Genomic DNA, 19,695 nt, shown 5'->3' with positions numbered 1-19,695 from the left:
CGGGCACGTTGTTCAACCAACCGCCTCGGCCGCATCGTCCGAGCAGTGCACGCCCTCCTGATCTGCGCGAACTCAGGATGAAAGAGGCTCAGTAAGAAGCTGTATCTCTATCGATCACGAGGCGGTTGTGATCGAACCCGGTCCCTAGTCGGGTGATCCCCACAGGGTGGATGCATGAGTACATGGCCCATTGGTAGTTCGGAGTTGCGACGCCCCCGAGCGTCAGGAGGCTCTGTTGATCCCAGTCTTCAGCCTGTCGTCACTGCGGTGTGGACCGCACCGCAGTGACGATGACGAGTGCGGGAAGCACAAGCTCACAGCGGGAGCACGAAGCACTGTAGTCCGGTGTTGACCTCTTCGTCGTTGACGCTCACTTGCGCCCCGACACACGCGACCTCGTCTGCGCTCGCCGCGGTCGCACTCACGGTCAACGCGACTACCGACAGGACAACCGCACCGGCGATGCGGAAGATTTGCCGAAGGAACATAATGCACCTTCCCTGCCATGCCCAATGAACTCTTGGATGGTTGGCCGCAAGCGGCGTTCAGTTTGAACTCCGGAACTGTGGCACGTGATTAGAAGAGTTACGTGCTGTCACCGTCTGACAGTGGCTGCCGGACGATGCCTGTGAACCGTTCCGACATTCCTGACTATGCGCCAGCAGAAGGATTCCGGCCAGTCCCGTGACCGGGGCGCGCGGCAGTGCACCCACGGCTCAGTAGTGCCATGCACGCCTTCCAGATGCGTCAGTGCATCACTGATCTTCTTCGAGCTGGCCACTGATTCCTAATGCTGTCTGTCAAGCCGCAAGTGGCGGTGGAGGTGTCAGTTCGTAGCACCGTCCGTCGCGTAGGAGGGCCCACAGGACGTTGACGCGGCGGTGGGCGAGGGCGAGGACGGCCTGGATGTGGCGCTTGCCTTCGGCGCGTTTGCGGTCGACCCAACCGGCGTCCGAGGAACAGCGTAGGGCCACAGATGGCGCGGATCGTGCCAGGTCTGCCGGGGCGGGAGTGCGGGGGGGGGGGGGGGGCCGCAGGTGGGGGTCCTGCGGCGCGCCACTGGGCTCGACCGGCGCGGACAGCTCAGATGCGGGCTGCGCCGGAACACCCAGCGGGCCGGCTGGGCCGCGGTAATGGCCCGGGTGAGCCAGGCACGGTCCAGCAGATGCCGCTCGTCCGCTTCGGTGACCAGGTCCTCCGACTGGTTGTAGGCCCCCGTCGGCGGCCTGCACAGCCCACAGATGCACGGCCACGCCGTGTTCCTTGGCCGTCATCACCCCAGGCAGGAGGTCACCGTCGCCAGTGATCGAACGATGTCACTGGCGGCCTGCCGTCAGCGGCGGGCGACGGCCCGGCAGGGCTGCGGGGCCGGGAGGCGGCCGGTGAAGAAGGACCGGGGCGGTACGCCCATCAGCGTGCGGAAATCGGACGTCATGTGGGACTGGTCGTAGTAGCCGGTGGCGACGGCGAGTTCGGCCCAGGGGTAGGTGACGGCGTGGGACAGCACCGTGCGCACCCGATCGATGCGGGCGTAGTGCTTGGGGGACAGGCCGACCCCCTCGGCGAACAGGTTGCGCAACTGCCTCTCGCTGACGGCGAGTTCGCGAGCCACGTCGCCCACCGGCCGGGGAAGCCGGCCAGTTCTGACCGACATCGCGTCGACACCGGCGCGCACGAGTTCGGTGCGGGAACGGTCGGCGGCGGACGCGAGCCGCTCGGGAAGCACGTCCGCGAGGTGCGCCACCGCCTCCTCCGGGTCCAGCCGCCCCAGTTCGGCGGCCAGCCGGCCCGCGGTGCCGCCGGGCAGGTCGCCCAGGGGAACCGCACGGCCCGCCAGCTCGACCGCCGGCACGCCGAGCAGGGGCCGGGTGCCACCGGGCGCCAGCCGCATCTCGAGGCAGGAGACGAACCGTTTGCCCCGGTGGTACGAGGCACGGGTGCGTGGACCGACGACCAGCGTGCTGCGGCGGCCGTCCTCCCCGAGGCGGAAGACCAGCTTCGTGGTGGCGTCCGGCAGGTGGACGTACGGCTCCGCCGGTTCCGCGCCCACGGACACGGGACCGATACCCGTGACCCACGGGCGCAGTGCCTCGGGTGTGCGCAGGACCTGCCGGGACATGGTGTTCGTCACCGCTCCACCGTAAGCGGGGCGCACACCCGTCCGGGCCCGCGAACCGTGCCGGAATTTCCAAGAGTCCGACGCCGTCCGGCGCCCACCGTGGTGGACATGATTCTTGTGACAGGTGCCACCGGCACCATCGGCAGTGAAGTCGTACGGCAGCTCGCGGCGCGCGGCGAGAAGGTGCGCGCCCTGACCCGGGATCCGGCGAAGGCCCGCGTGCCCTCGGGCGTGGAGGTGGTACGCGGGGACTACCTCGACCCCGACTCCCTGGCGGGGGCGATGTCCGGGGTGACGGCCGCGTTCCTGCTGGGCGCACCCGGCCCGGGCTCGCGGCACGACCAGGCACTGGTGGCGGCGGCCCGCGCGGCGGGCGTTCACCGGCTGGTCAAGCTCTCCGCGATCGCGACGGGCGATCCGGACGTCGGTCCGTCCGGCGAGTGGCATGTGGCCGGTGAGCGGGCGGTGCGGGACAGCGGGGCCGAGTGGACGATCCTGAGGCCCTCGTCGTTCGCCTCGAACACGCTGAGCTGGGCGCAGGCGATCCGGCAGGGCGAGCCGGTGCCGAACATGACCGCTGACGGACTGTCGGGGGTGATCGATCCGCGTGACGTGTCGGAGGTCGCGGCAAGGGTCCTCGTCGACGGCGGCCACGCGGGGCGGACGTACACGCTGACCGGGCCGGAGACGATCAGCGTTCCGAGACAGGCCGCCGACCTCGCCTCGGTCCTCGGCCGGCCGGTCGCCACGCGGGAGCTCTCCCCGGAGGAGACACGCGACCATCTGCTCACCGTGTGGGGCTTCGACGACGCACAGGCGGAGGGCATCCGCTCCGGTACCGCCTTCGTGCGCGCAGGCGGCAACGCGGTCGTCACCGAGGACGTCCCGGAGGTGCTGGGGAAGCCGGCACGGACCTACAGGGAGTGGGCGGCGGACCACCGGCGGGCGTTCATCTGACGCCGGGAAACCGCACAGGGGCGGCGGGTATCGGCCCCGCCGCCCCGTCCCGGTCGTCCGGTTCAGGACCGCCGCCCGCGCAGGACGGCCGCCGCCGGGGCTGGTTGACGTTCAAGGTCTCCTTCGATCCCCACCCTGCCGTGAACGTCCAGCCCGTCCACGGGTGCTCGCTGGTGGCCGGGGAGAGCAGACCGGCGCGGGTGGCTCCAGCCGCCCCGGACAGGGTGGTGCTGCGGCCGACGTACTGCAGACGCCCCTCGGCATCGAGACGCCCCAGCAGCAGACTGCGGGGCACGGCGAGGGAGCCGGTGACGGCATCGACGATCGCGTCCCGGCCCTCACACATCTTGTACTTCCGCCACCCGCACTGACGGCTGATACGGCTGTCGTGCCGTTTGAAGAGCAGCTCTTCCAGGCCGACCGCGGTCCAGGTCAGCCACTCGGTGACCGTGTCAGGGTCGGTGGTCGACGGGCACAGCGCCCACGGCGCTGTCAGCCGGCGCTCGGTGAACAGCGTCTCCCATGCCGCACGGCGCCGCTGGTACGCCCACGCGGTGGTGTCCTGGCCCGCCAGCCGCAGCACGTCGAAGGCCACGAAGTGGGCGGGCCACTGCCCGGCGAGCCGGGCCGCTGTGGCAGCACGCCGCTGCAGCCGCTCCTGCAGGCGCTCGAACGCCGGCCGCCCGGCCTCCCACACCACCGGCTCCCCGACTACCGGCCCGACCACGGCAGGTCAGCGCATTACAACTCCTCGCCGGGGGCTGTGTGCTGAGCTCCTGGCGCACGTCAGGCAGCGCAGCCGGGGCTGCCCCGGACCCGTGGCGTACGGTCTGATGTCGCGGTCGTCCACCGTCCGCAACGGATCTCACCGAACCCGGCGGTGCCGCCGGTACGGCCGAAAGATCTGAACCGATACCGGGAGTCAGGCCGCGACGAGCTCCTGCTCGCGGTCCGGCGTCTTGACCTTGGGCTTCTTGTTCGGCAGCGAGAGCCGGAAGACCTTGCGCCACGCGGAGAACACCTGCTTGGGCAGCGGCCCGGTGACGTACTCCAGCTCGTACTTTTCGAACAGCGCGCGCACCTTCACCGCGACCTCGGCGTACCGGTTGCTCGGCAGGTCGGGGAACAGGTGGTGCTCGATCTGGTGCGAGAGGTTGCCGGTCATGAAGTGCATGGCCTTGCTGCCGCTGATGTTCGCCGAGCCCATCATCTGGCGCAGGTACCACTGGCCGCGCGTCTCGCCCTTGATCGACCGGCGCTCGAAGACCTGTACGCCTTCTGGGAAGTGCCCGCACATGATCACCGAGTGGGACCAGAGGTTGCGGACCAGGTTCGCGGTGAACGTGGCGGCGAGCGTGGGGAGGAACGAGGGGCCCGACAGCAGCGGGTGGATCACGTAGTCCTTGAGGACCTGCTTGCGGATCTTGCGGCCCACGGCCTTGGCCCGCGCGCGGAACTCCGGGTTGTTGCGGCGGCGCTTGTGCAGGTTCTTGCCGAGCTCCAGGTCGTACGCTGCGATGCCGTACTCGAAGAAGCAGGCGTTGATGAAGTTCCACAGTGGCTGGCCGAGGTGGAAGGGGTGCCACTTCTGGTCCTCGTCGACGCGCATGATGCCGTAGCCGAGGTCGTTGTCCTTGCCGATCACGTTGGTGTACGTGTGGTGCAGCTCGTTGTGCGAGTGCTTCCACTGGTCGGCCGGCGAGACGTGATCCCATTCCCAGGTGGTGGAGTGGATCTTCGGGTCGCGCATCCAGTCCCACTGGCCGTGCAGGATGTTGTGGCCGATCTCCATATTGTCCATGATCTTCGCCACGGACAGCCCGGCGGTCCCGATCAGCCACGCGGGCGGGAAGATCGAGAACAGCAGCACGCCCCTGCTGACGAGCTCGAGCTTGCGCTGCGCCGAGATGACCTTACGGATGTAGGCAGCGTCTTTCTCGCCGCGGCCGGCGATCACCTCGTCGCGGATCGCGTCCAGTTCGCGGCCGAGCTCCTCGATCTGCTCCGCGGTCAGGTGGGCGGTGGGGTCGATGGCGGTCAAGGTGCTCCTACCGTTCGATGTCGCAGGGGCCCGCCGCGGCGGACACGCAGGTCTGGATGAGGACGCCCGGCTCGGCCTCGGTGATCTCGCCGGTGCGCAGGTCGCGGACGGCGCCCGCCTTGAGCGGCGTGACGCAGCCGAAGCAGATGCCCATGCGGCACCCGGAGGGCATGAGCACTCCGGCCTCCTCGCCGACGTCCAGCAACGGAGTGGCGCCGTCCGCGTCGACTGTTTTGCCGGTGGCGCTGAACGTGACCTCGCCGCCGTCGCCGGCGGCGACGATGCTGGGGCGGAAGCGTTCGGTGTGCAGGCGCTCCGGTACGCCGTGCTCGCTCCAGTGCTTCTCGGCGGCGTCGAGCAGGCCCGCGGGCCCGCAGGACCAGGTCTCGCGCTCGGCCCAGTCGGGCACGAGTTCGTCGAGGCGGGCGACGTCGAGCATGCCGTCCGTGTCGGTGTGCACCTCGGTGAGCCGCAGCTTCTTGTCCGCGACCAGGTCGTGCAGTTCTCCTCGGAAGATCACGTCCTGCGGCTGTGGCGCGCAGTGGACCATCACGACGTCGTCGAACTCGGTGTCGCGCAGCATGCCCATCACGGGCGTGATGCCGCTGCCGGCCGTCAGGTAGAGCACCTTGGCGGGCTTGGCCTGCGGCAGCACGAAGTCACCGGTCGCCTGGTCGAGTTGGATCAGCGTGCCCGGTTTCGCCCTGCGGACCAGGTGGTTGCTGACCTTGCCGTCCGGGATCGCCTTCACGGTGATCGTGACGCGGCCGTCCTTGCGGTTTGTCGGCGAGGTGATGGAGTAGGCACGCCACAGGCGCACGCCGTCGACGTCGACCCCGATCCGCACGTACTGACCGGCCGTGTGGCCGCGCCAGCCCCGTCCCGGCCTGATCACGATGGTCGCGGCGTCACCCGTCTCGGGGTGCACGGCCTCGATGCGCCCCCGCAGGTCGGCGCCCGCACGCAGCGGGCTGACCAGGTCGAGGTAGTCCGACGGCAGCAGCGGCGTCGTGACCATCTCCAGCAGTTTCCACGCCCTGCTGCGCAGGGCTGTACTCGTCATGGCCCCAGCTTGCTGCGTCTCAGGGCGTAAAGTCCTGACCGCAGGACGTGAATCTGGTCGGTGGAATTGTTCGCAGGGAATAAAAACATGAGCCATGCAGTCCAGAGGGCCAGCGAACTGGCCCTGGATGAGACGACCGTCACCGCACTTCGGGCCGCGCTGAAGACCACCGCCGACGAGGTCGTCCAGGCGATCATCGACGAGGTCCCTCCCTACACCAACGCCCTGTCGGGCCACATGGGCGCCACCATCCGCCGCGCCGTCCGCACCGCCCTGGGGCACTACCTGGACCTCGCGAGCGGGAACGCCACAGGCGGCGACGCCGGTGACGCTGCCTACGAGCTTGGCCGGGGCGAGGTGCGCGACGGCCGCTCGATGGACGCTCTGCTCAGCGCCTACCGCGTGGGCGCCCGCGTGGCCTGGCGATGCCTGGCCGCGGGTGCCGTACCCGCAGGTCTGCCCGCCGCCGAGGTCGCCAAGTTCGCCGAGCTGACCTTCGCCTACATCGACGAGCTCTCCGCCGCGAGCGCCGCGGGCCACGCCGACGAACTGGCCGCCCGGGGCAGGGCCCACGAGCGCCACCTGGAACAGCTGGCCCGCGACCTCCTCGCCGGGGCGAGCCCGGACGTACTGCTGGCCTCTGCTCAACGGGCCGGGTGGCAGCCTCCGGTTTCGCTGACCGCGGTCCTGCTGCCCGCCGCCCAGGCCCGGCCTGCCCACCGCACGCTCGACCCGAGCACCCTCGTCCTTGACGATCTGCCGGACGCCACCGGTGTGCTGCTCGTCCCCGATGCCGACCGGTCACATCTCTTGCGGCGGCTGACCGACCGCACCGCCGTGGTCGGCCCGGCCCGGCCATGGACGCGTGCGTCCGCCTCGTACGCACGAGCCGTACGCGCGCGCTCCCTCTCCTCCGATATCCGCGACACCGAGGACCACCTGCCCGAGCTGGTGCTGAGCGCCGACGTGGACGCGTTCGCGGACTTGCGTGCCCGAGCTCTCGCACCGTTGCGGACCTTGCCTGTCGGGACCGCACGGCGGTTGGAGGAGACGTTGCGGGCGTGGCTGCTGCACCAGGGCAGGCGGGAGGAGGTGGCGGCGGCGTTGTTCGTCCATCCCCAGACAGTCCGGTACCGGATGTCGCAGCTGCGGGAGCTGTTTCCGGATCTCGCATCGCCACACCGGGTCCTTGAACTGACGCTGGCGGTCGGTCTTCGGGCCGGCTGAGGCGTACTTCGACCGTCCAGGACCGCGTCCGCGAGCGGTACAGGAATCGTGCCTCGTTCTCGGTGCCATCAGCCGGCTCATGCGGCCCGGGGAAGAGCTGCCGACGATCACCCTGCCTACCTGATCGTATGCGCTGTCTGTCCGGCAGGCCCGACGCTCTGAGCATGCCCGGAGCTGACTGCGCAACCTGTGTGGTCCGCCTACTGGCCGCGCTGACCGCTGCTGGGCACGGTGGCAAGGTCGCCCTGGTGGCCGCCATGGGGTCGGACGCTGAGCCAGCTGCGATACCGGCAGATGCGCGACGAACACAGCGCGCGTGAGCACCGCTTGGGGCAGGCCAGTGCCAAGCGGGTTCCGGTCAGGCTGCCGGGGCGGTCAGGACGGCCTTGGCTGCCAGCCGGAGATTCCTGATCATCGGATTCGGGTCGCCCTTGCGGCTGACCAGGACGACCTGGCTCGGGGGAGCGCCCTCGACGGGGACGGTGACGAGGTTGGGGCGCAGTGAGCTCCGCCGATCGCCGACCGGGAGCACGGCGATCGCCCTGCCGCTCGCGACGAGTTCAAGCTTGTCCTCGTAGCTCTCGATCGGCGCGACGCCGGCCCCGAGGATTCGGTAGGAAGTCCAGTCCGCGGTCTCGAACGCGCACGGCGCCGCCTCCTCGCCGGCCAGTTCTTCCGCGGTCACCGACGTGCGGTCGGCCAAGGGATGGCCGCGCGGGACCACGAGCATCCGGGGCTCCTCGTACAGCGGCGTGGTGAACACGTCGTCGGCGGCGAGCGGTAGCGGGGCCCGCGCGATCAGGGCGTCGACGCGCTTGTCGGACAGCGCCTCGATGTCGCGGCAGCTCAGGTACCGGGTGGAGATCTCGGCGTCCGGGTGGCGGCGGCGCAGTTCCCGTACGGCGGCAGTGATCACCAAGTCTTCGACGTAGCCGATGGCGATTCGTTCGGTCTCGGCTTGTTCACGCACGGCCAACTCGGCCTGGCGGGCGGCCTGCAGCAGGGCTTGGGCACGGGGGAGGAACCTCTGGCCGGCCGGAGTGAGCCGGGTGCCCTTGGGGTCGCGGTCCAGCAGTCGTGCGCCGAGATGCTTCTCGAGCCGTTGGATCTGGCGGCTCAGCGCCGGCTGGGCGACGTGCAAGTCGGCGGCGGCCCGGCCGAAGTGCTGGTGCGCCGCCACCACGGTGAAGTAGCGCACCAGCCGCAGTTCCAGGTCCTGTCCGAGATCGTTCACCCTTCCAGCGTAGGCGTTATGCCGTTTCGGAATGACCAGTTGCCGAACCGGTCTTGGACGGCCATGCCGTCCCGGGCCTTGACTGAAGGAGCAACGTTTCCCCAGGAAAGCGACAGGCGCGATGAAGGCGATCCAGTTCCACGAAGCGGGCGGGCCGGAAGTTTTGCAGTATGACGAGGTGCCGGTTCCCGAGATCGGCCCGGGCGAGGTACTCGTCCGGGTGCACGCGGCGGGCATCAACCCGCCGGACTGGTACCTGCGTGAGGGGATGAAGGTCATGCCGGCCGAGATGAGGCCGGCGCTGGAGTTCCCCCTGATCCCCGGAACGGACATGTCGGGCGTGGTCCAGGCGGTCGCTCCGGACGTGCTGGGGTTCGCCGTCGGTGACGAGGTCTTCGGCATGCTGCGGTTCCCCGGATTCGACGGCCGGACATACGCCGAGTACGTGGCCGCGCCGGCTTCGGACCTGGCTCACAAGCCGGCCGGTATCGACCACGTGCAGGCGGCTGGGGCGCCGATGGCCGTGCTGACGGCCTGGCAGTACCTGGTTGACCTCGGCCACGATGTGCCGTCTCCTTTCACCGGCCGGGTGCACCAGCCGGTGCCGATCACGCCAGGGATGACCGTGCTGGTCAACGGGGCCGCCGGTGGAGTGGGCCACTTCGCGGTGCAGCTGGCGAAATGGAAGGGGGCACACGTCATCGCGGTGGCCTCGGGCCGGCACGAGCAGTTCCTGCGCAAGCTCGGCGCCGATGAGTTCATCGACTACACCAGGACGCAGGCCGCGGACGTGGTCAGCGATGTCGACTTGGTGATCGACACCGTCGGTGGCCCGGACAGCTCACGCTTCCTGACCGTGCTCAAGCGCGGCGGCACCATGCTTCCGGTGTTCTTCGCCCAGTACGACCCGGAAGAGACGGCGAGTCTGGGCATCACGGTCTCGAACATTCAGGTGCGTTCCAACGGCCCCCAGCTCGCCGAGATCGGGCGCCTGTTCGACGAGGGCAGGCTCCAGGTCGGGGTGGACAGCACCTACCCGCTGCCCGAGGCGGGCAGCGCACACACGCGAGCCGCGAAGGGCCACCTCCAAGGCAAGATCGTGCTGACGGTGGTCTCGTGACCGCTGAACTCCAGCAGGCGGTGGCGAACTGCGCCCACGCCCTGGACGAGCTGAACAATGTCGTGTCACGACGACGGACGCCGCCACCGCCGAGGTGGGGGCCTATCCGGTGCAGACGAGGAACTCCGGCGAGAGCATCCAGATGATCTCGACAGGGGTCTACACGTTCGGCCCCGGCCGGTCCGACGGTGGGTGGCGGATCGCCGCGCCCTGACGCCGGACAACGCCTTGTAGTGCGGGGCCAGCTGTATTGACCCGCAGCGGCGCGGTCGCTCGGCACGTCGCCGAACGCGGCGATCTGCTTCAACGTCAGCAGCCAGGAGTCAAGAGGTTCGTGTCCGCATTCTCGGCGAACTCGGGCTTCGCGACCGGCGTTCAGGTTGGTCGTGTACGCCTCTCGCCGGCAGCTGATGATTTGATGCGGGTCCGCGCAGCAGCCGGCTCGTGCGGCATCGAGGTGGTCGTGTGGACGTATGGGTGAAGGGGCCGGACGGCGCCGACTACGACGACGCTCCGCTCATGGCCAGCGCGGTTCGCGCCAGCCCGCGCAGCCAGGCGTGGGCGTGGTCGGTGTCGTAGCGCTGATGCCACGACAGGTATATCGGTGCCGAAGGCAGTTCGAGCGGGAAGGGGAGCACGACCAGGCCGAGGTCGGCGACCGCTGACCGCGTCGTGGCTTCGGGGACGCTGATCAGGAGATCGGAGCCGCGTGCGAACTCCAGCGCGGCTGCTTCCGTGGGCGCGGTCGCCACCACGCGGCGGGTGAGGCCGAGCCGCGCGAGGGCATCGTCGATGGCATTGCTGAGGTTTCCCCGTCGCGAGACGGTGACGTGCTCAGCGGCGGCGTACCGCTTTGCGGTGACGGTGCTGACGCGGGTGAGGGGGTGCCCCTGCCTCACGACGATGACGAGGCGGGTCTCGCCCACGTTCTCGGCGCGGATGTCCGGTGCGCTCGGGCGGTTGGCGTTCGCCTCCAGGTCGACCTCGCCGCGCCGCAACTCGGGGGTGTCGGTGCTGGATTCCGCGACGAAGCGCAATCGCACGCCCGGCGCCTGTCCGCGCACGGCCGAGAGCAGTGCGGGGCCGCTCAAGGCGACCAGGGAATCGTGCCAGCGGAGTGTGAAGGTGCGCTCCAACGTTGCCAGATCGAGTTCACGGCTCGGTGCCAGCACCCCCTGGACCTGGTGCAGCAGCTCGTGCACCTGTTCCCGGACGGCGATCGCATACGGCGTCGGGGTCATCGTGCGGCCCGTGCGCACCAGGATCTGATCCCCGGTCGTGCGCCGGATTCGGCCCAGACTCCGGCTCATCGCGGGGGCGGTGACGTGCAGGCGCGCGGCAGCCCCCGCCACGCTTCCCTCCTCCAGCAGCGCGTCGAGCGCGGCCAGCAGGTTCAAATCCAATTGCATGAGAGTAATCCTAGCCGTGCTTTACATGCATTTGAAGTTAATCATGGGGCTCTATACCTTCGAGACCAGAGCGCTGAACAGAGCGCACAGTTCGGCCCGAAGGGCCACATCACCTCCTTTTCAAAAGGGAATTCGCCATGTCCGAAATGCTTCAGACAACTGATGTCGTCGTCTCCGACGCCGACCTGCTCGGTCAGACCGCGATCGCCGTGCGGGCGGCCGGTTCGGCGCTGCGCGAGCGCTTCGGCGAGGTGGTCCGCTACCAGACCCGCGAAGAGCTGATGCGCGCGCTCGCCGCCAACGACGACACGGCCCTCGACATCCTGCGTCCCCGCCTCACGCGCCTGCGCCCGGACGCCGGCTGGGTGGAGGACGAACTGGACGGCGGGGCGCTGCCGCGCGGCGAATGGTGGGTCGTCGATCCGGCCGAAGGCAACGTCAACCACCTGCACGCCCTGCCGGAGTGGGCGGTGACCGCAACCCTCGTGCGTGAGAACCAGCCGGTGCTCACCGCGGTTCATCTGCCGTTGACCGGCGAGACCTACACCGCGCTCACCGGCGCGGGCGCCCACCTCGACGGCCGGCCGCTGCACGTCTCCCAGACCGCGGACCTCGGCCTGAGCATCGTGGCCACCAGCCAGGCCCGGCCGGACGAGGACGAGAAGGTCGTGCGGCGCGTCGGCTCCTCGATCACCGCGATGCTTTTCGACGCGCTCGTCGTCCGCACCGCCGTGCCCGCGACCCTGCACCTGCTGAACGTGGCCGCCGGCCGGATCGACGCCTTTTGGCAGTTCGCCGGTGCCCGCGCGGACCTGCTGCCCGGGGCGCTGCTCGTCACCGAGGCCGGCGGACAGATCTCCGACGCCGAGGGCCGCCCCTGGACCCCGCAGAGCGAGAGCTTCCTGGCTGCCGCGCCCGGCGTCCACGCCGAGGCCGTCGCCACGCTCTCACGCTGACCGCGCACCACAACCTGCACGCACGGAAGGACCAGATCATCATGACCACGATCGCAGTTCTCGGAAACGGCCGCGTCGGCGGCAATCTGGCCACAGCCCTCACCCGGGCAGGGCACGAGGTGACGGTGGCGGACCGCGCGCCGGGCGCCGCCGCCGATGCTGCCCGGACAGCCCGGATCGTCATCAACGCCACCCCGGGAGCCGGCTCGCTGGACCGGCTCGTCGCCCTGCGCGAGGAACTGCACGACAAGATCCTCGTCGACGTCTCCAACGCCACCGTCGACGGACCGGACGGACTGCCCGCCGACCTGATCTACCCCGGCTCAAGCCTTGCCGAGCAACTTCAGGAAGCGCTCCCCGAAACGCGCGTCGTCAAGACACTCAACACCATGCTCTTCCCGGTGATGACCGCGCCGGCCACGCTCACCCAGGCGCCCGACGCCTTCCTCTCCGGCGACGACATGCAGGCCAAGCAGACCGTCCGTGAACTGCTCATCAACCTCGGCTGGCGCAAGGAGTGGATCACTGATCTCGGCGGGATCCAGACCGCCCGCGCCACGGAGGCCGCGATCCTGTTCGTACCGCATGTGATTCGGTCCAGCGGATTGGTGCCCTTCGCGATCTCGGTCGCCCGCTGATCCGCACACAGTGCCCCGCCGGGGCACGGCATGGCGCAGACGAAGTTCGAGAAGCAGGTGGAAGAGACTGCCGAATCAATCGGGTTCGGTATCGGCCGGTTCCTGACCGGGCGCTCCATGGACGGGGGAAGCGGACCGAGGCGACGTTCTGACGCTCGGGTACCCCGGTCTTGGCGAAGGCCGAAGGTCGAAGGCCGCGTGGGGCGTGGCCTCCTACCGGGCCGGGTGGCAGCGCCTGGTTCTCCAGATCACCTGGCTCGCGGCGGCTGGTGGTGCTGGTGAGGCCGGCTTCCTGGTCGCGGTTGCTGCCGCCGGGGCGCAAGCTGTCTGGTTGTGGGTGCCAGCAGGTGCGAGTGCGCCGGTCAGGAAGTGAGGCGAGCCGGGACGCCTGCGGCTCTAAGATCAACAGCTTGTTCTCTGTACTTTGCGAGAGCCGGCGCGGCCGGTGAGGGGGCAATGCTCCACGGGACCAGCGGTCCTTAACTGCCGGACGCCTGAGCACGGATGCCAGCAGCTTCCCATCCGTTGACTACTTGAGTGGTAGGTGGCCTGTGAGGGTTTTCCAGTCCTGGAGAGCCTCTTCCAGTTCGGAGTCTGCAGCTTTGCGGTGCGGGTCCTGGCGGTTGCGCTGCCGTACACGGGCAAGCCTTTTGCGTGCTGCCTCCTGCGCACGGGTGTCTGCACGGGCTTCTTCCAACTGCTGCTCAACCTGCCTGAGCTGGTGGGGGATCCGGGCGCGGTAACTGTTCTCGTCCGCGACGGCGTTCTGGATGGCCACGGTGAAGTCGCGTAGCGCTTCCCCATCGAATCGCTGCTGGTCATCCGCTGAAGGAGAAACGTGAGGGTACTTCGCGCGGTGCACCCGCCCGGCGGTGTCGGTGAGGTAGATCGAGTGGTTCGTCCTGCCCGTGTCGAAGCGGGCGTCGAGGCCGGCCAGTTCGATCGAGCGCGTGGCCGGTCCGGACGTCACCACGAGGATGTGCTGGAACAGACGAGTTCTCCCAGGTTGCCCGATCGCTCACCGGCGCCTGGATTACGCAGCCGTGCTATCTGCTGCTCCAGCCGACGCAGGTTTCGCTCGTAAGCGGCTCGTGCTGAGGTGAGTTCGGCCTGCGCGGCGGACTCGGTCTCAGCCGCCTTGCGCGACACCTCACGCGCCTTATTGCGCGCATTCGCCAGGGCGTCGCGGTCGCTCTCGTACCTCAAGCTGAATGCGAAGGCAACGCCACATCCCACTGCTCACTTTCGCGACACGCGGCCCCACACAGCTCAGCCGCCCGAGCCGGGCCCCCTCCGTGTCCTCGCCTCCAGCGGGGCTCTGTTTCGACGGCCACGGCTGGGATCATTGGCGCGAGTGACCTGTCGCCAGGGTGTCGATGGAGGTTCTGACGAGGCTTCTTCGGAGTCCCGCGGCGGCCCCTGGCTGGGCTGGTGCGGGAGCGCCTCCTGCGGTAGCGCGCTGTGGGTTCGTCCCAGGGCTTGGCGGTCTCGCCGCTGGCGTTGCGGACTTTTCGCTCAGTAGCCCCCGGGCGGCAGCTGACGAGTGACGTCGGCAAGGAAGGAGCAATCACGTTACTTCGTGTCGTCGGCACTCGCACCTGCGAGAATCCGCACGTGAGTTCCCTATCGCCCCGTAAGACGACCCAACTGTGTTCTGAGGCGGGCTGCGGGCAGCCTGCCGCGTTCTCTACACGGACGAAGAGCACCTGGTGTGACGCCCACATCACGGAGATGCTGCGTGAGGGCGGCCTGGAACCGCTGGAGCCTTTCACGAAACCGAAGGCGTGGCGTCTGACCCGGTGCCTGGCATGCGGCTGCGAGGCGCACTATCGCTTCGAATACACCCTGGAAAAGAATGCCTATGGGGAAGCGACGTGCCGGGCCTGCTACTGGCGGCAGTGGGCGCGGAAGGCTCGCCAGGCCATGGGCGCGTACGCCGACCTGAGCCCGGTTCCGCAGGCCGAGGCGCGGGAGCACGCCGAGAAGAACGGATACGACTACCTCAGCGCACTGACCGCGCCCTCCTTCTCCGACGACCCGCACCATGTCCGGTGCCGCTACTGCGGCCGGTTGAGCGCCGCGAGGCTGGGGGACATCGGATTCGGCTGCCAGTGTCAGGTCAACCCTCGGCGTGAGCGGCAGACGACCAAGCCCGCCGGGTCCAAACAGCGTGACCTCCTCAAGGACAGCGAACTGCCCGTCCTCGACTGGTGGGACCACGAGCAGAACGACACCGCCACCTGGGAGACCGTCACCGTCAAGGCACGGCGGGAGGCGGTCTGGCGTTGCCCCGACTGCGGACTGCGGTTCCGGAAACGGATCCTCGACATGGTCAACATGCGCGAGTGTCCGGAGTGCGAACCGAAGCGACGGGCTGAGTGGGAGGCGGAGCACGCGCGTTATCAGAGGACGCCGGTCGCGGACGTGCTCGAGCTGCTTGCCGCCTGGGACGACGAGGCGGATCCCCGGACCGTGATGGTCGCGGACTACCGGCACCGTCAGCTACGTTGCCCGAGAGGGCACCGCTGTCGCCAGTCTGCGCTCACGTATCTGCATAACGGCTGCCCGTCCTGCCGCGGCCAGGACACACGCGCAACGCGTCTTGAGGCGATCGAGGCCGATCCTGAGGGCTTCGGACTCAACGCCGAGATTGCCGCACAGTGGCACCCGACCAAGAACGGCAAGGCTCAGCTGTCGAAGGTGTCACCCGGTTCACGCAAGCTCGTGTGGTGGCGGAATGAAGACTGCGGCCACGAGTGGCAGGAGACACCGGCCCGTCGGGAACAGGGCCAGCGCCTGCGCTGCCCGGAGTGCCGCACGATCCTCGACTCGCTCGCCCACCACTTCCCCGATCTGGCGGCGGAGTGGTCGCCAGCCAATCCGCTGTCCGCGTGGCAGGTGCGTCCGACCAGCCAGACTCTGTTCACGCCTGCCTGGAATTGCTCCGCAAACCCGGATCACGCCTGGCAGGCGGCCCTGTCCTCACGGGCAAACGGCAGCGGCTGCCCCGAGTGCCGCGAGCACGGCAAGTCCCGCATAGAGCTTGACCACTGGGCAGCCGCGGAGCGTGCCTTCGGCCGGGCATCGTCCGGCCAGTCAGTGCGGCACGATGCATTCGCCCGACGCGGGAGCTGGCTCGTCGACATCACGGTCGAGACGGCAGGGGAGCAGAAGCTCGCCATCGAGTACGACGGCTCCTACTGGCACGCGGACAAGGTTGACCTCGACATCGAGAAGTCCCGTGACCTGCTGGCCGCCGGATACCTGGTGGCCAGGCTACGCGAGTATCCATTGCCACCGCTGCCGATCGACGACCCGAACTACGCAGAGTTCGTTGTGTACTCGGCGATGCCGAAGCCGGACGAGACAATCGAGCGGGTGAGGGACTGGGCAAGCAGGCAAGACGAGGAGCCGGCGGCCCAGCGTTGAGCCCAGTTGCGGTGGAGTTGACGGCAAGAGTCGACATTGCACGCAGCGGCACAGGCCTGGGGTGAGTGCCGAACGTAGCGGGCGGCTGGAGCCTGAACTGCGGGAACGGCTGGCGCCGCAGGGCTTCGGTCGTTGGGCGGGCCGGCTGATCACGGGCCCATTGCTTGGGCGAAACAGCTGGCGGGAGTTGTCCGGCCGCAGTATCGGGGGGTGACTGGCCGGTCCTGGCCATGCGGTACAGGGCGAGCATGGTCAGGGCCTTTACGCGCCGCGGTTCGGCCGGGCTCGGGTCAACTCGGCTGCCGGAGCACCTGGTGTGGGACGGGTGATGAGGGAGACGACTCGTTGGTCAGGCGAGTTATGAGGAAGCGGCACGAGGGCTTCTGTCGTGATCGTATCGTTGGCCGGTGAGCACCCCGTGGGACCGACATGTGGCCAATTACCAGCAGTTTCATGCCCTGGTCACGCTGCTTTTGCTGCGACTGCACCCCCGCGCCCGAGCGTCTTCGGGCGGCATCGGCGGGCCAGATGTGGGCGATGGCGATGTCGTGGAGGAGACGGAAGCCGGCGAACGCATTGTCTATGAGATCAAGGCTTTCGCCGGGCCCATGACATCCAGCCGCCGCCGCCAGGTCCGCCAGACCCTGGAAAAGGTGGCGAGGAACCCTCCGGATCAGTGGTACCTGGTCTGCGCTGCAGACCTCACGCCAGGTGATCAGCGGTGGTTCGACGAGCTGCGGGGAATCTTCCCGTTTGTTCGTGGATGGTTCGGTGCGGGCTGGCTCGATCAGCAGCTTGCCGCGCAGCCGGATTTGCAGCGCTACGCCCTGCTCGACCCTTCCGCCGATGTACTGGCCCGCTTCGAACGCGAGCGCCTGGAGCGTGAGGAGGCTCTGGGGGCCTCCTCCAGCGGAGCGGCCTCACGCAAGGGCGCCGTCTATTTCAGGGGCTTCTCCGACCGGCCGGCCGGCAGCGACTTGCTGGATCGTATGGCGCTGGTGCACGCGGTGGCCGACCTGCTCACGCCGGCCGAGGCCAGCCCCCAGGCGGCGGGTGGATCGCTTGCCGAGGACGGCACCGGCCCATCGGTCGTGGCGATCGAAGGCCCGTGGGGATCAGGCAAATCCACGATCATGCAACTGATCGAGAAAGAGGTCCACGCCCGACAGCAGGACGCGATCCCTCCTGCTGTCGGCCGTTGGCAACGATGGAAGAAGCGGGCACGCACGTGGATGCCACGGCTGCGGCGCCGCAACCTGCCAGTGCGCTCCGCTGTCAGACTGCTCCTCGCCCAACGCCGGCCTGGCGCCCAAAGCAGACGCAGCCGGTGGCCGCTGCTGCGCCGCACGCCCGCCAGTCCAGCATCCCCCCGTACGGTGGTGACGGTTCGCTTCAACCCGTGGGCATATCAGACCAGCGACCAGATCTGGGCCGGGCTCTCCCGCGAGATCGTGGAAGCCTCACGCCCCGCACAAGGCCCTGCCGGGCGAGCCCGTGAGGCGTACTGGCTACGGCGTAACGCAGAGCGCTGCGACCGGCATCTCCTGCGCCGCACCGTAGGCCGCCGCCTCCTTTCCCCGTTTCTGCGGGTGGGCGTTTTTGCCCTGGTCGTTCCTGTCGTGGCGCAACTGGCCAAGGCAGATGCCGACTACAGGTGGTCGGGTCACACGGTGAACGCCGCCTTCCTGGCCATCGGGCTTCCGGTCCTCCTGCTGTCTTTGGGGCTCATGCACACAGCCCTTCGATTCCTTCTGGGCCGGGCACGGTCCTTCCTGCCGGGAGAGATCCTCGACGGGCCTGTCCTCAGTGGAGCCTTCGCCACCACCGGCTCTGCACCGGACAGCGCCCTGCGCGACCCCTACTACAACGCCCGCTCCGGCTATCTCTACCTCGTCCAGCACGACATCAGCGACCTCCTGGAGACGATCTCGTCCAGCGGCCGAGAACTCATCGTGTTCATCGACGATCTCGACCGCTGTTCGGCACGCGCCACCGCCGAAGTGTTCGAAGCCATCAACCTGTTCCTGTCCGGCGCACTCCACTTCCCCCGCCGCAGCGACCAACCGCGCGTTGCGCCCTGCCGCTTCGTACTCGGCCTGGACTCCACTCCTCGGTCGTCGCGGCACACCTCGACCGCGCGTACACCGATTTCGGCTCAGCGCAGGGCCAAGCCGGCCACCAGGACCCCTCATGGGGATGGACCTTCCTGCGCAAACTCATCCAGCTCCCCATCACCTTGCCGCCCATCGCTCATCACAGCCTCGCCGCCGCGGTCAGCAGCCTGCTGGGACCCGTTGCTCCCTCGACCGATCCCCACACTCCCACCGCCGCGCCGGTCGCTTCCCCAACCGCAGCAACCAGCAGCGCAGCAGCGAGCCCGGTCCCAACCGGCATGGCATCTGCCCAGCCCGAGCTGGAAGCCCAAGTGCTCGCCCTGGAAACACACCCAGCCATCCGCGACCGCCTGCAGGACCGACTGACTGCACAGCGCCACCTGTCCATGCGGGAGACCAAGAGGCTCCTGACGGTGTGGCAGTTCTACCTACGAGTCCTCGCCTACAAAGAAGGCACCACACAAGCCCTCTCCGTTGAAGACGCCACCCACCTCATCAGCCTCGCCGAGATCACCGCTCGCTGGCCCTCCCTGCAGGCCGCACTCTCCACCCGCATTGAGGGACAAACAGGTCTGGCCGTCCTCACCCCCCACGCCGACGACGATGTGCGCTGGGCTAAGGCACTGAGAAGGCTTGGCTTGGAGAACGCCGCCCATCGCGACGCCTGCGCAGACCTCCGTGTGCTGCTCGCCGCCGGTGAGGGGCCCGCGCTCGCCGGCCTTGCCCAGCGACTGTTCTGAGGCCTCCCCGACCTCTTGGAACAGCCGTGGCGGAAGCCGGCGGTGGGTCCTTCAACGACCCGGCGCGAGACTCGCACCCCTGCAGAGCCTGCACGACCCCGCGAGAGGGCAGTCTGCGCGCCGTCCTGGACGCGTTGTTGGTGGGTCAACGACAGGGCCGGAGCCCGCGGTGTGAGTCTGGTGGTGAGGTGGTCGTGGACGACCGGGCCGTCGAGCACGTGGCGCCGTGGACGAGAGTTCCGCGGATACAGATAGCGGCGAAGCGGGCGGTCTCCTCCCGCGGGTCGGTGTCCGAGCGGGATGGATGGTGCGGGCGTGGGGGGGTGTTTGCACGGGGTTTCACAGGTCGGTCCAGGGGCGGGGCGTGCCGCCGGTCAGGGGTGTCCAGACGGGGTGGGAGGGGCTGTGGTGCTCGAGGTCTTCGAGGACGGCGGCTGCGAGGGGGACTTGGCGGGCGAGGTCGGCTACGAGTGGGTGGTGGACGACCATCGCCTGTAGATCGCTGATTCGGTTCTGCAGTGTGGTGGGGGAGGGGCTGGTGGGTGCGAAGAGCGGGGGGGGGTACCGGCGCAGCCAGGCAGGGCCTGCGGGGAGTGTCTGCGGCGGTTGGCGGGTCTGGGTTTCGTACTGGAATGGGCGGGCGTGTTG

Annotated in this window: 15 protein-coding genes and 2 pseudogenes; 8 read left to right on the top strand and 9 right to left on the bottom strand. The window is 68.8% G+C overall.

Features of this window, described 5'->3' with window-relative positions; all coding sequences use genetic code 11:
• Positions 1-800: 800 nt before the first annotated feature.
• From ACZ7L6_RS43210 to ACZ7L6_RS43200, 3 genes and pseudogenes are all read right to left on the bottom strand, one after another.
• Positions 801-944 (bottom strand): annotated as a pseudogene (locus tag ACZ7L6_RS43210) (IS110 family transposase); the annotation flags it as partial.
• A pseudogene (locus ACZ7L6_RS43205) lies at positions 921-1,307 on the bottom strand (NYN domain-containing protein); the annotation flags it as partial. The pseudogenes ACZ7L6_RS43210 and ACZ7L6_RS43205, both read right to left, overlap by 24 nt.
• Before the next feature lie 26 nt (positions 1,308-1,333).
• A complete protein-coding gene (locus ACZ7L6_RS43200; RefSeq protein WP_471934006.1) occupies positions 1,334-2,131 on the bottom strand; it encodes a helix-turn-helix domain-containing protein in 798 nt (265 codons plus the stop codon).
• Between the two features lie 87 nt (positions 2,132-2,218).
• On the opposite strand from ACZ7L6_RS43200, the gene ACZ7L6_RS43195 reads away from it, so the two are divergent.
• Positions 2,219-3,076, top strand: a complete 858-nt coding sequence (locus tag ACZ7L6_RS43195) for an NAD(P)H-binding protein (protein ID WP_471934004.1) — start codon at positions 2,219-2,221, stop codon at positions 3,074-3,076.
• Here ACZ7L6_RS43195 and ACZ7L6_RS43190 read toward each other — a convergent pair.
• The 3 genes from ACZ7L6_RS43190 to ACZ7L6_RS43180 all read right to left on the bottom strand — a co-directional run bounded on the left by ACZ7L6_RS43190 (position 3,069) and on the right by ACZ7L6_RS43180 (position 6,180).
• Positions 3,069-3,803, bottom strand: coding sequence for an ATP-dependent DNA ligase (locus ACZ7L6_RS43190; RefSeq protein ID WP_471934002.1), 735 nt, complete (start codon positions 3,801-3,803; stop codon positions 3,069-3,071). The two genes, ACZ7L6_RS43195 and ACZ7L6_RS43190, sit on opposite strands and share 8 nt — an antisense overlap.
• A gap of 195 nt (positions 3,804-3,998) precedes the next feature.
• Positions 3,999-5,117: a fatty acid desaturase family protein gene (locus ACZ7L6_RS43185; RefSeq protein ID WP_471934000.1), complete on the bottom strand. Its 1,119-nt coding sequence runs from the start codon at positions 5,115-5,117 to the stop codon at positions 3,999-4,001.
• 7 nt (positions 5,118-5,124) lie between these two features.
• A complete protein-coding gene (locus tag ACZ7L6_RS43180) occupies positions 5,125-6,180 on the bottom strand; it encodes a ferredoxin reductase (protein ID WP_471933998.1) in 1,056 nt (351 codons plus the stop codon).
• A gap of 87 nt (positions 6,181-6,267) precedes the next feature.
• Here ACZ7L6_RS43180 and ACZ7L6_RS43175 point away from each other — a divergent pair, with 87 nt between their 5' ends.
• The gene (locus ACZ7L6_RS43175) at positions 6,268-7,407 is read left to right on the top strand and encodes a PucR family transcriptional regulator (RefSeq protein WP_471933996.1); all 1,140 of its coding nucleotides are present in this window, start codon (positions 6,268-6,270) and stop codon (positions 7,405-7,407) included.
• Between the two features lie 358 nt (positions 7,408-7,765).
• Here ACZ7L6_RS43175 and ACZ7L6_RS43170 read toward each other — a convergent pair whose 3' ends face one another.
• Complete coding sequence (locus tag ACZ7L6_RS43170; protein WP_471933994.1) at positions 7,766-8,641, bottom strand: LysR family transcriptional regulator; 876 nt, start codon at positions 8,639-8,641, stop codon at positions 7,766-7,768.
• Between the two features lie 121 nt (positions 8,642-8,762).
• Between ACZ7L6_RS43170 and ACZ7L6_RS43165 the strand changes: the two genes are divergently transcribed.
• Positions 8,763-9,761: an NADP-dependent oxidoreductase gene (locus tag ACZ7L6_RS43165; protein ID WP_471933992.1), complete on the top strand. Its 999-nt coding sequence runs from the start codon at positions 8,763-8,765 to the stop codon at positions 9,759-9,761.
• A 500-nt stretch (positions 9,762-10,261) separates the two neighbouring features.
• Here the strand turns inward: ACZ7L6_RS43165 and ACZ7L6_RS43160 are convergent, their stop codons facing one another.
• Complete coding sequence (locus ACZ7L6_RS43160) at positions 10,262-11,170, bottom strand: LysR family transcriptional regulator (protein WP_471933990.1); 909 nt, start codon at positions 11,168-11,170, stop codon at positions 10,262-10,264.
• A 137-nt stretch (positions 11,171-11,307) separates the two neighbouring features.
• Here ACZ7L6_RS43160 and ACZ7L6_RS43155 point away from each other — a divergent pair, with 137 nt between their 5' ends.
• Together ACZ7L6_RS43155 and ACZ7L6_RS43150 are read left to right on the top strand one after the other, a co-directional pair.
• Positions 11,308-12,126, top strand: coding sequence for a 3'(2'),5'-bisphosphate nucleotidase CysQ (locus ACZ7L6_RS43155; RefSeq protein WP_471933988.1), 819 nt, complete (start codon positions 11,308-11,310; stop codon positions 12,124-12,126).
• Between the two features lie 41 nt (positions 12,127-12,167).
• The gene (locus tag ACZ7L6_RS43150) at positions 12,168-12,764 is read left to right on the top strand and encodes an NADPH-dependent F420 reductase (protein ID WP_471933986.1); all 597 of its coding nucleotides are present in this window, start codon (positions 12,168-12,170) and stop codon (positions 12,762-12,764) included.
• A 529-nt stretch (positions 12,765-13,293) separates the two neighbouring features.
• Here the strand turns inward: ACZ7L6_RS43150 and ACZ7L6_RS43145 are convergent.
• Positions 13,294-13,737 carry a hypothetical protein gene (locus ACZ7L6_RS43145; protein ID WP_471933984.1) on the bottom strand — a complete coding sequence of 148 codons (444 nt, stop codon included), beginning with the start codon at positions 13,735-13,737 and terminating at the stop codon, positions 13,294-13,296.
• 758 nt (positions 13,738-14,495) lie between these two features.
• Between ACZ7L6_RS43145 and ACZ7L6_RS43140 the strand changes: the two genes are divergently transcribed.
• From ACZ7L6_RS43140 to ACZ7L6_RS43130, 3 genes are all read left to right on the top strand, one after another.
• Entirely contained in the window at positions 14,496-16,193 is a 1,698-nt protein-coding gene (locus ACZ7L6_RS43140) for a zinc-ribbon domain-containing protein (protein WP_471933983.1), read from the top strand.
• A gap of 407 nt (positions 16,194-16,600) precedes the next feature.
• Positions 16,601-18,673 (top strand): P-loop NTPase fold protein, encoded by a 2,073-nt coding sequence (locus ACZ7L6_RS43135; RefSeq protein WP_471933981.1) that lies wholly within the window; start codon positions 16,601-16,603, stop codon positions 18,671-18,673.
• Positions 18,674-18,693: 20 nt separating this feature from the next.
• The gene (locus ACZ7L6_RS43130) at positions 18,694-19,047 is read left to right on the top strand and encodes a hypothetical protein (RefSeq protein ID WP_471933979.1); all 354 of its coding nucleotides are present in this window, start codon (positions 18,694-18,696) and stop codon (positions 19,045-19,047) included.
• Positions 19,048-19,695: the final 648 nt, after the last annotated feature.

The organism is Streptomyces sp. NPDC107522 (assembly GCF_055657525.1).
The sequence above is the reverse complement of the archived record's forward strand: the minus strand, read 5'-3'. Positions and strand labels throughout refer to the sequence as shown.

Bases quoted from the DNA above. Each gene is read 5' to 3' on its own strand.
- ACZ7L6_RS43180 (WP_471933998.1), bottom strand. From the start codon at position 6,180: ATGACGAGTACAGCCCTGCGCAGCAGGGCGTGGAAACTGCTGGAGATG.
- ACZ7L6_RS43175 (WP_471933996.1), top strand. From the start codon at position 6,268: ATGAGCCATGCAGTCCAGAGGGCCAGCGAACTGGCCCTGGATGAGACG.
- ACZ7L6_RS43165 (WP_471933992.1), top strand. From the start codon at position 8,763: ATGAAGGCGATCCAGTTCCACGAAGCGGGCGGGCCGGAAGTTTTGCAG.
- ACZ7L6_RS43160 (WP_471933990.1), bottom strand. From the start codon at position 11,170: ATGCAATTGGATTTGAACCTGCTGGCCGCGCTCGACGCGCTGCTGGAG.
- ACZ7L6_RS43155 (WP_471933988.1), top strand. From the start codon at position 11,308: ATGTCCGAAATGCTTCAGACAACTGATGTCGTCGTCTCCGACGCCGAC.
- ACZ7L6_RS43150 (WP_471933986.1), top strand. From the start codon at position 12,168: ATGACCACGATCGCAGTTCTCGGAAACGGCCGCGTCGGCGGCAATCTG.
- ACZ7L6_RS43140 (WP_471933983.1), top strand. From the start codon at position 14,496: ATGCTGCGTGAGGGCGGCCTGGAACCGCTGGAGCCTTTCACGAAACCG.
- ACZ7L6_RS43130 (WP_471933979.1), top strand. From the start codon at position 18,694: ATGCGGGAGACCAAGAGGCTCCTGACGGTGTGGCAGTTCTACCTACGA.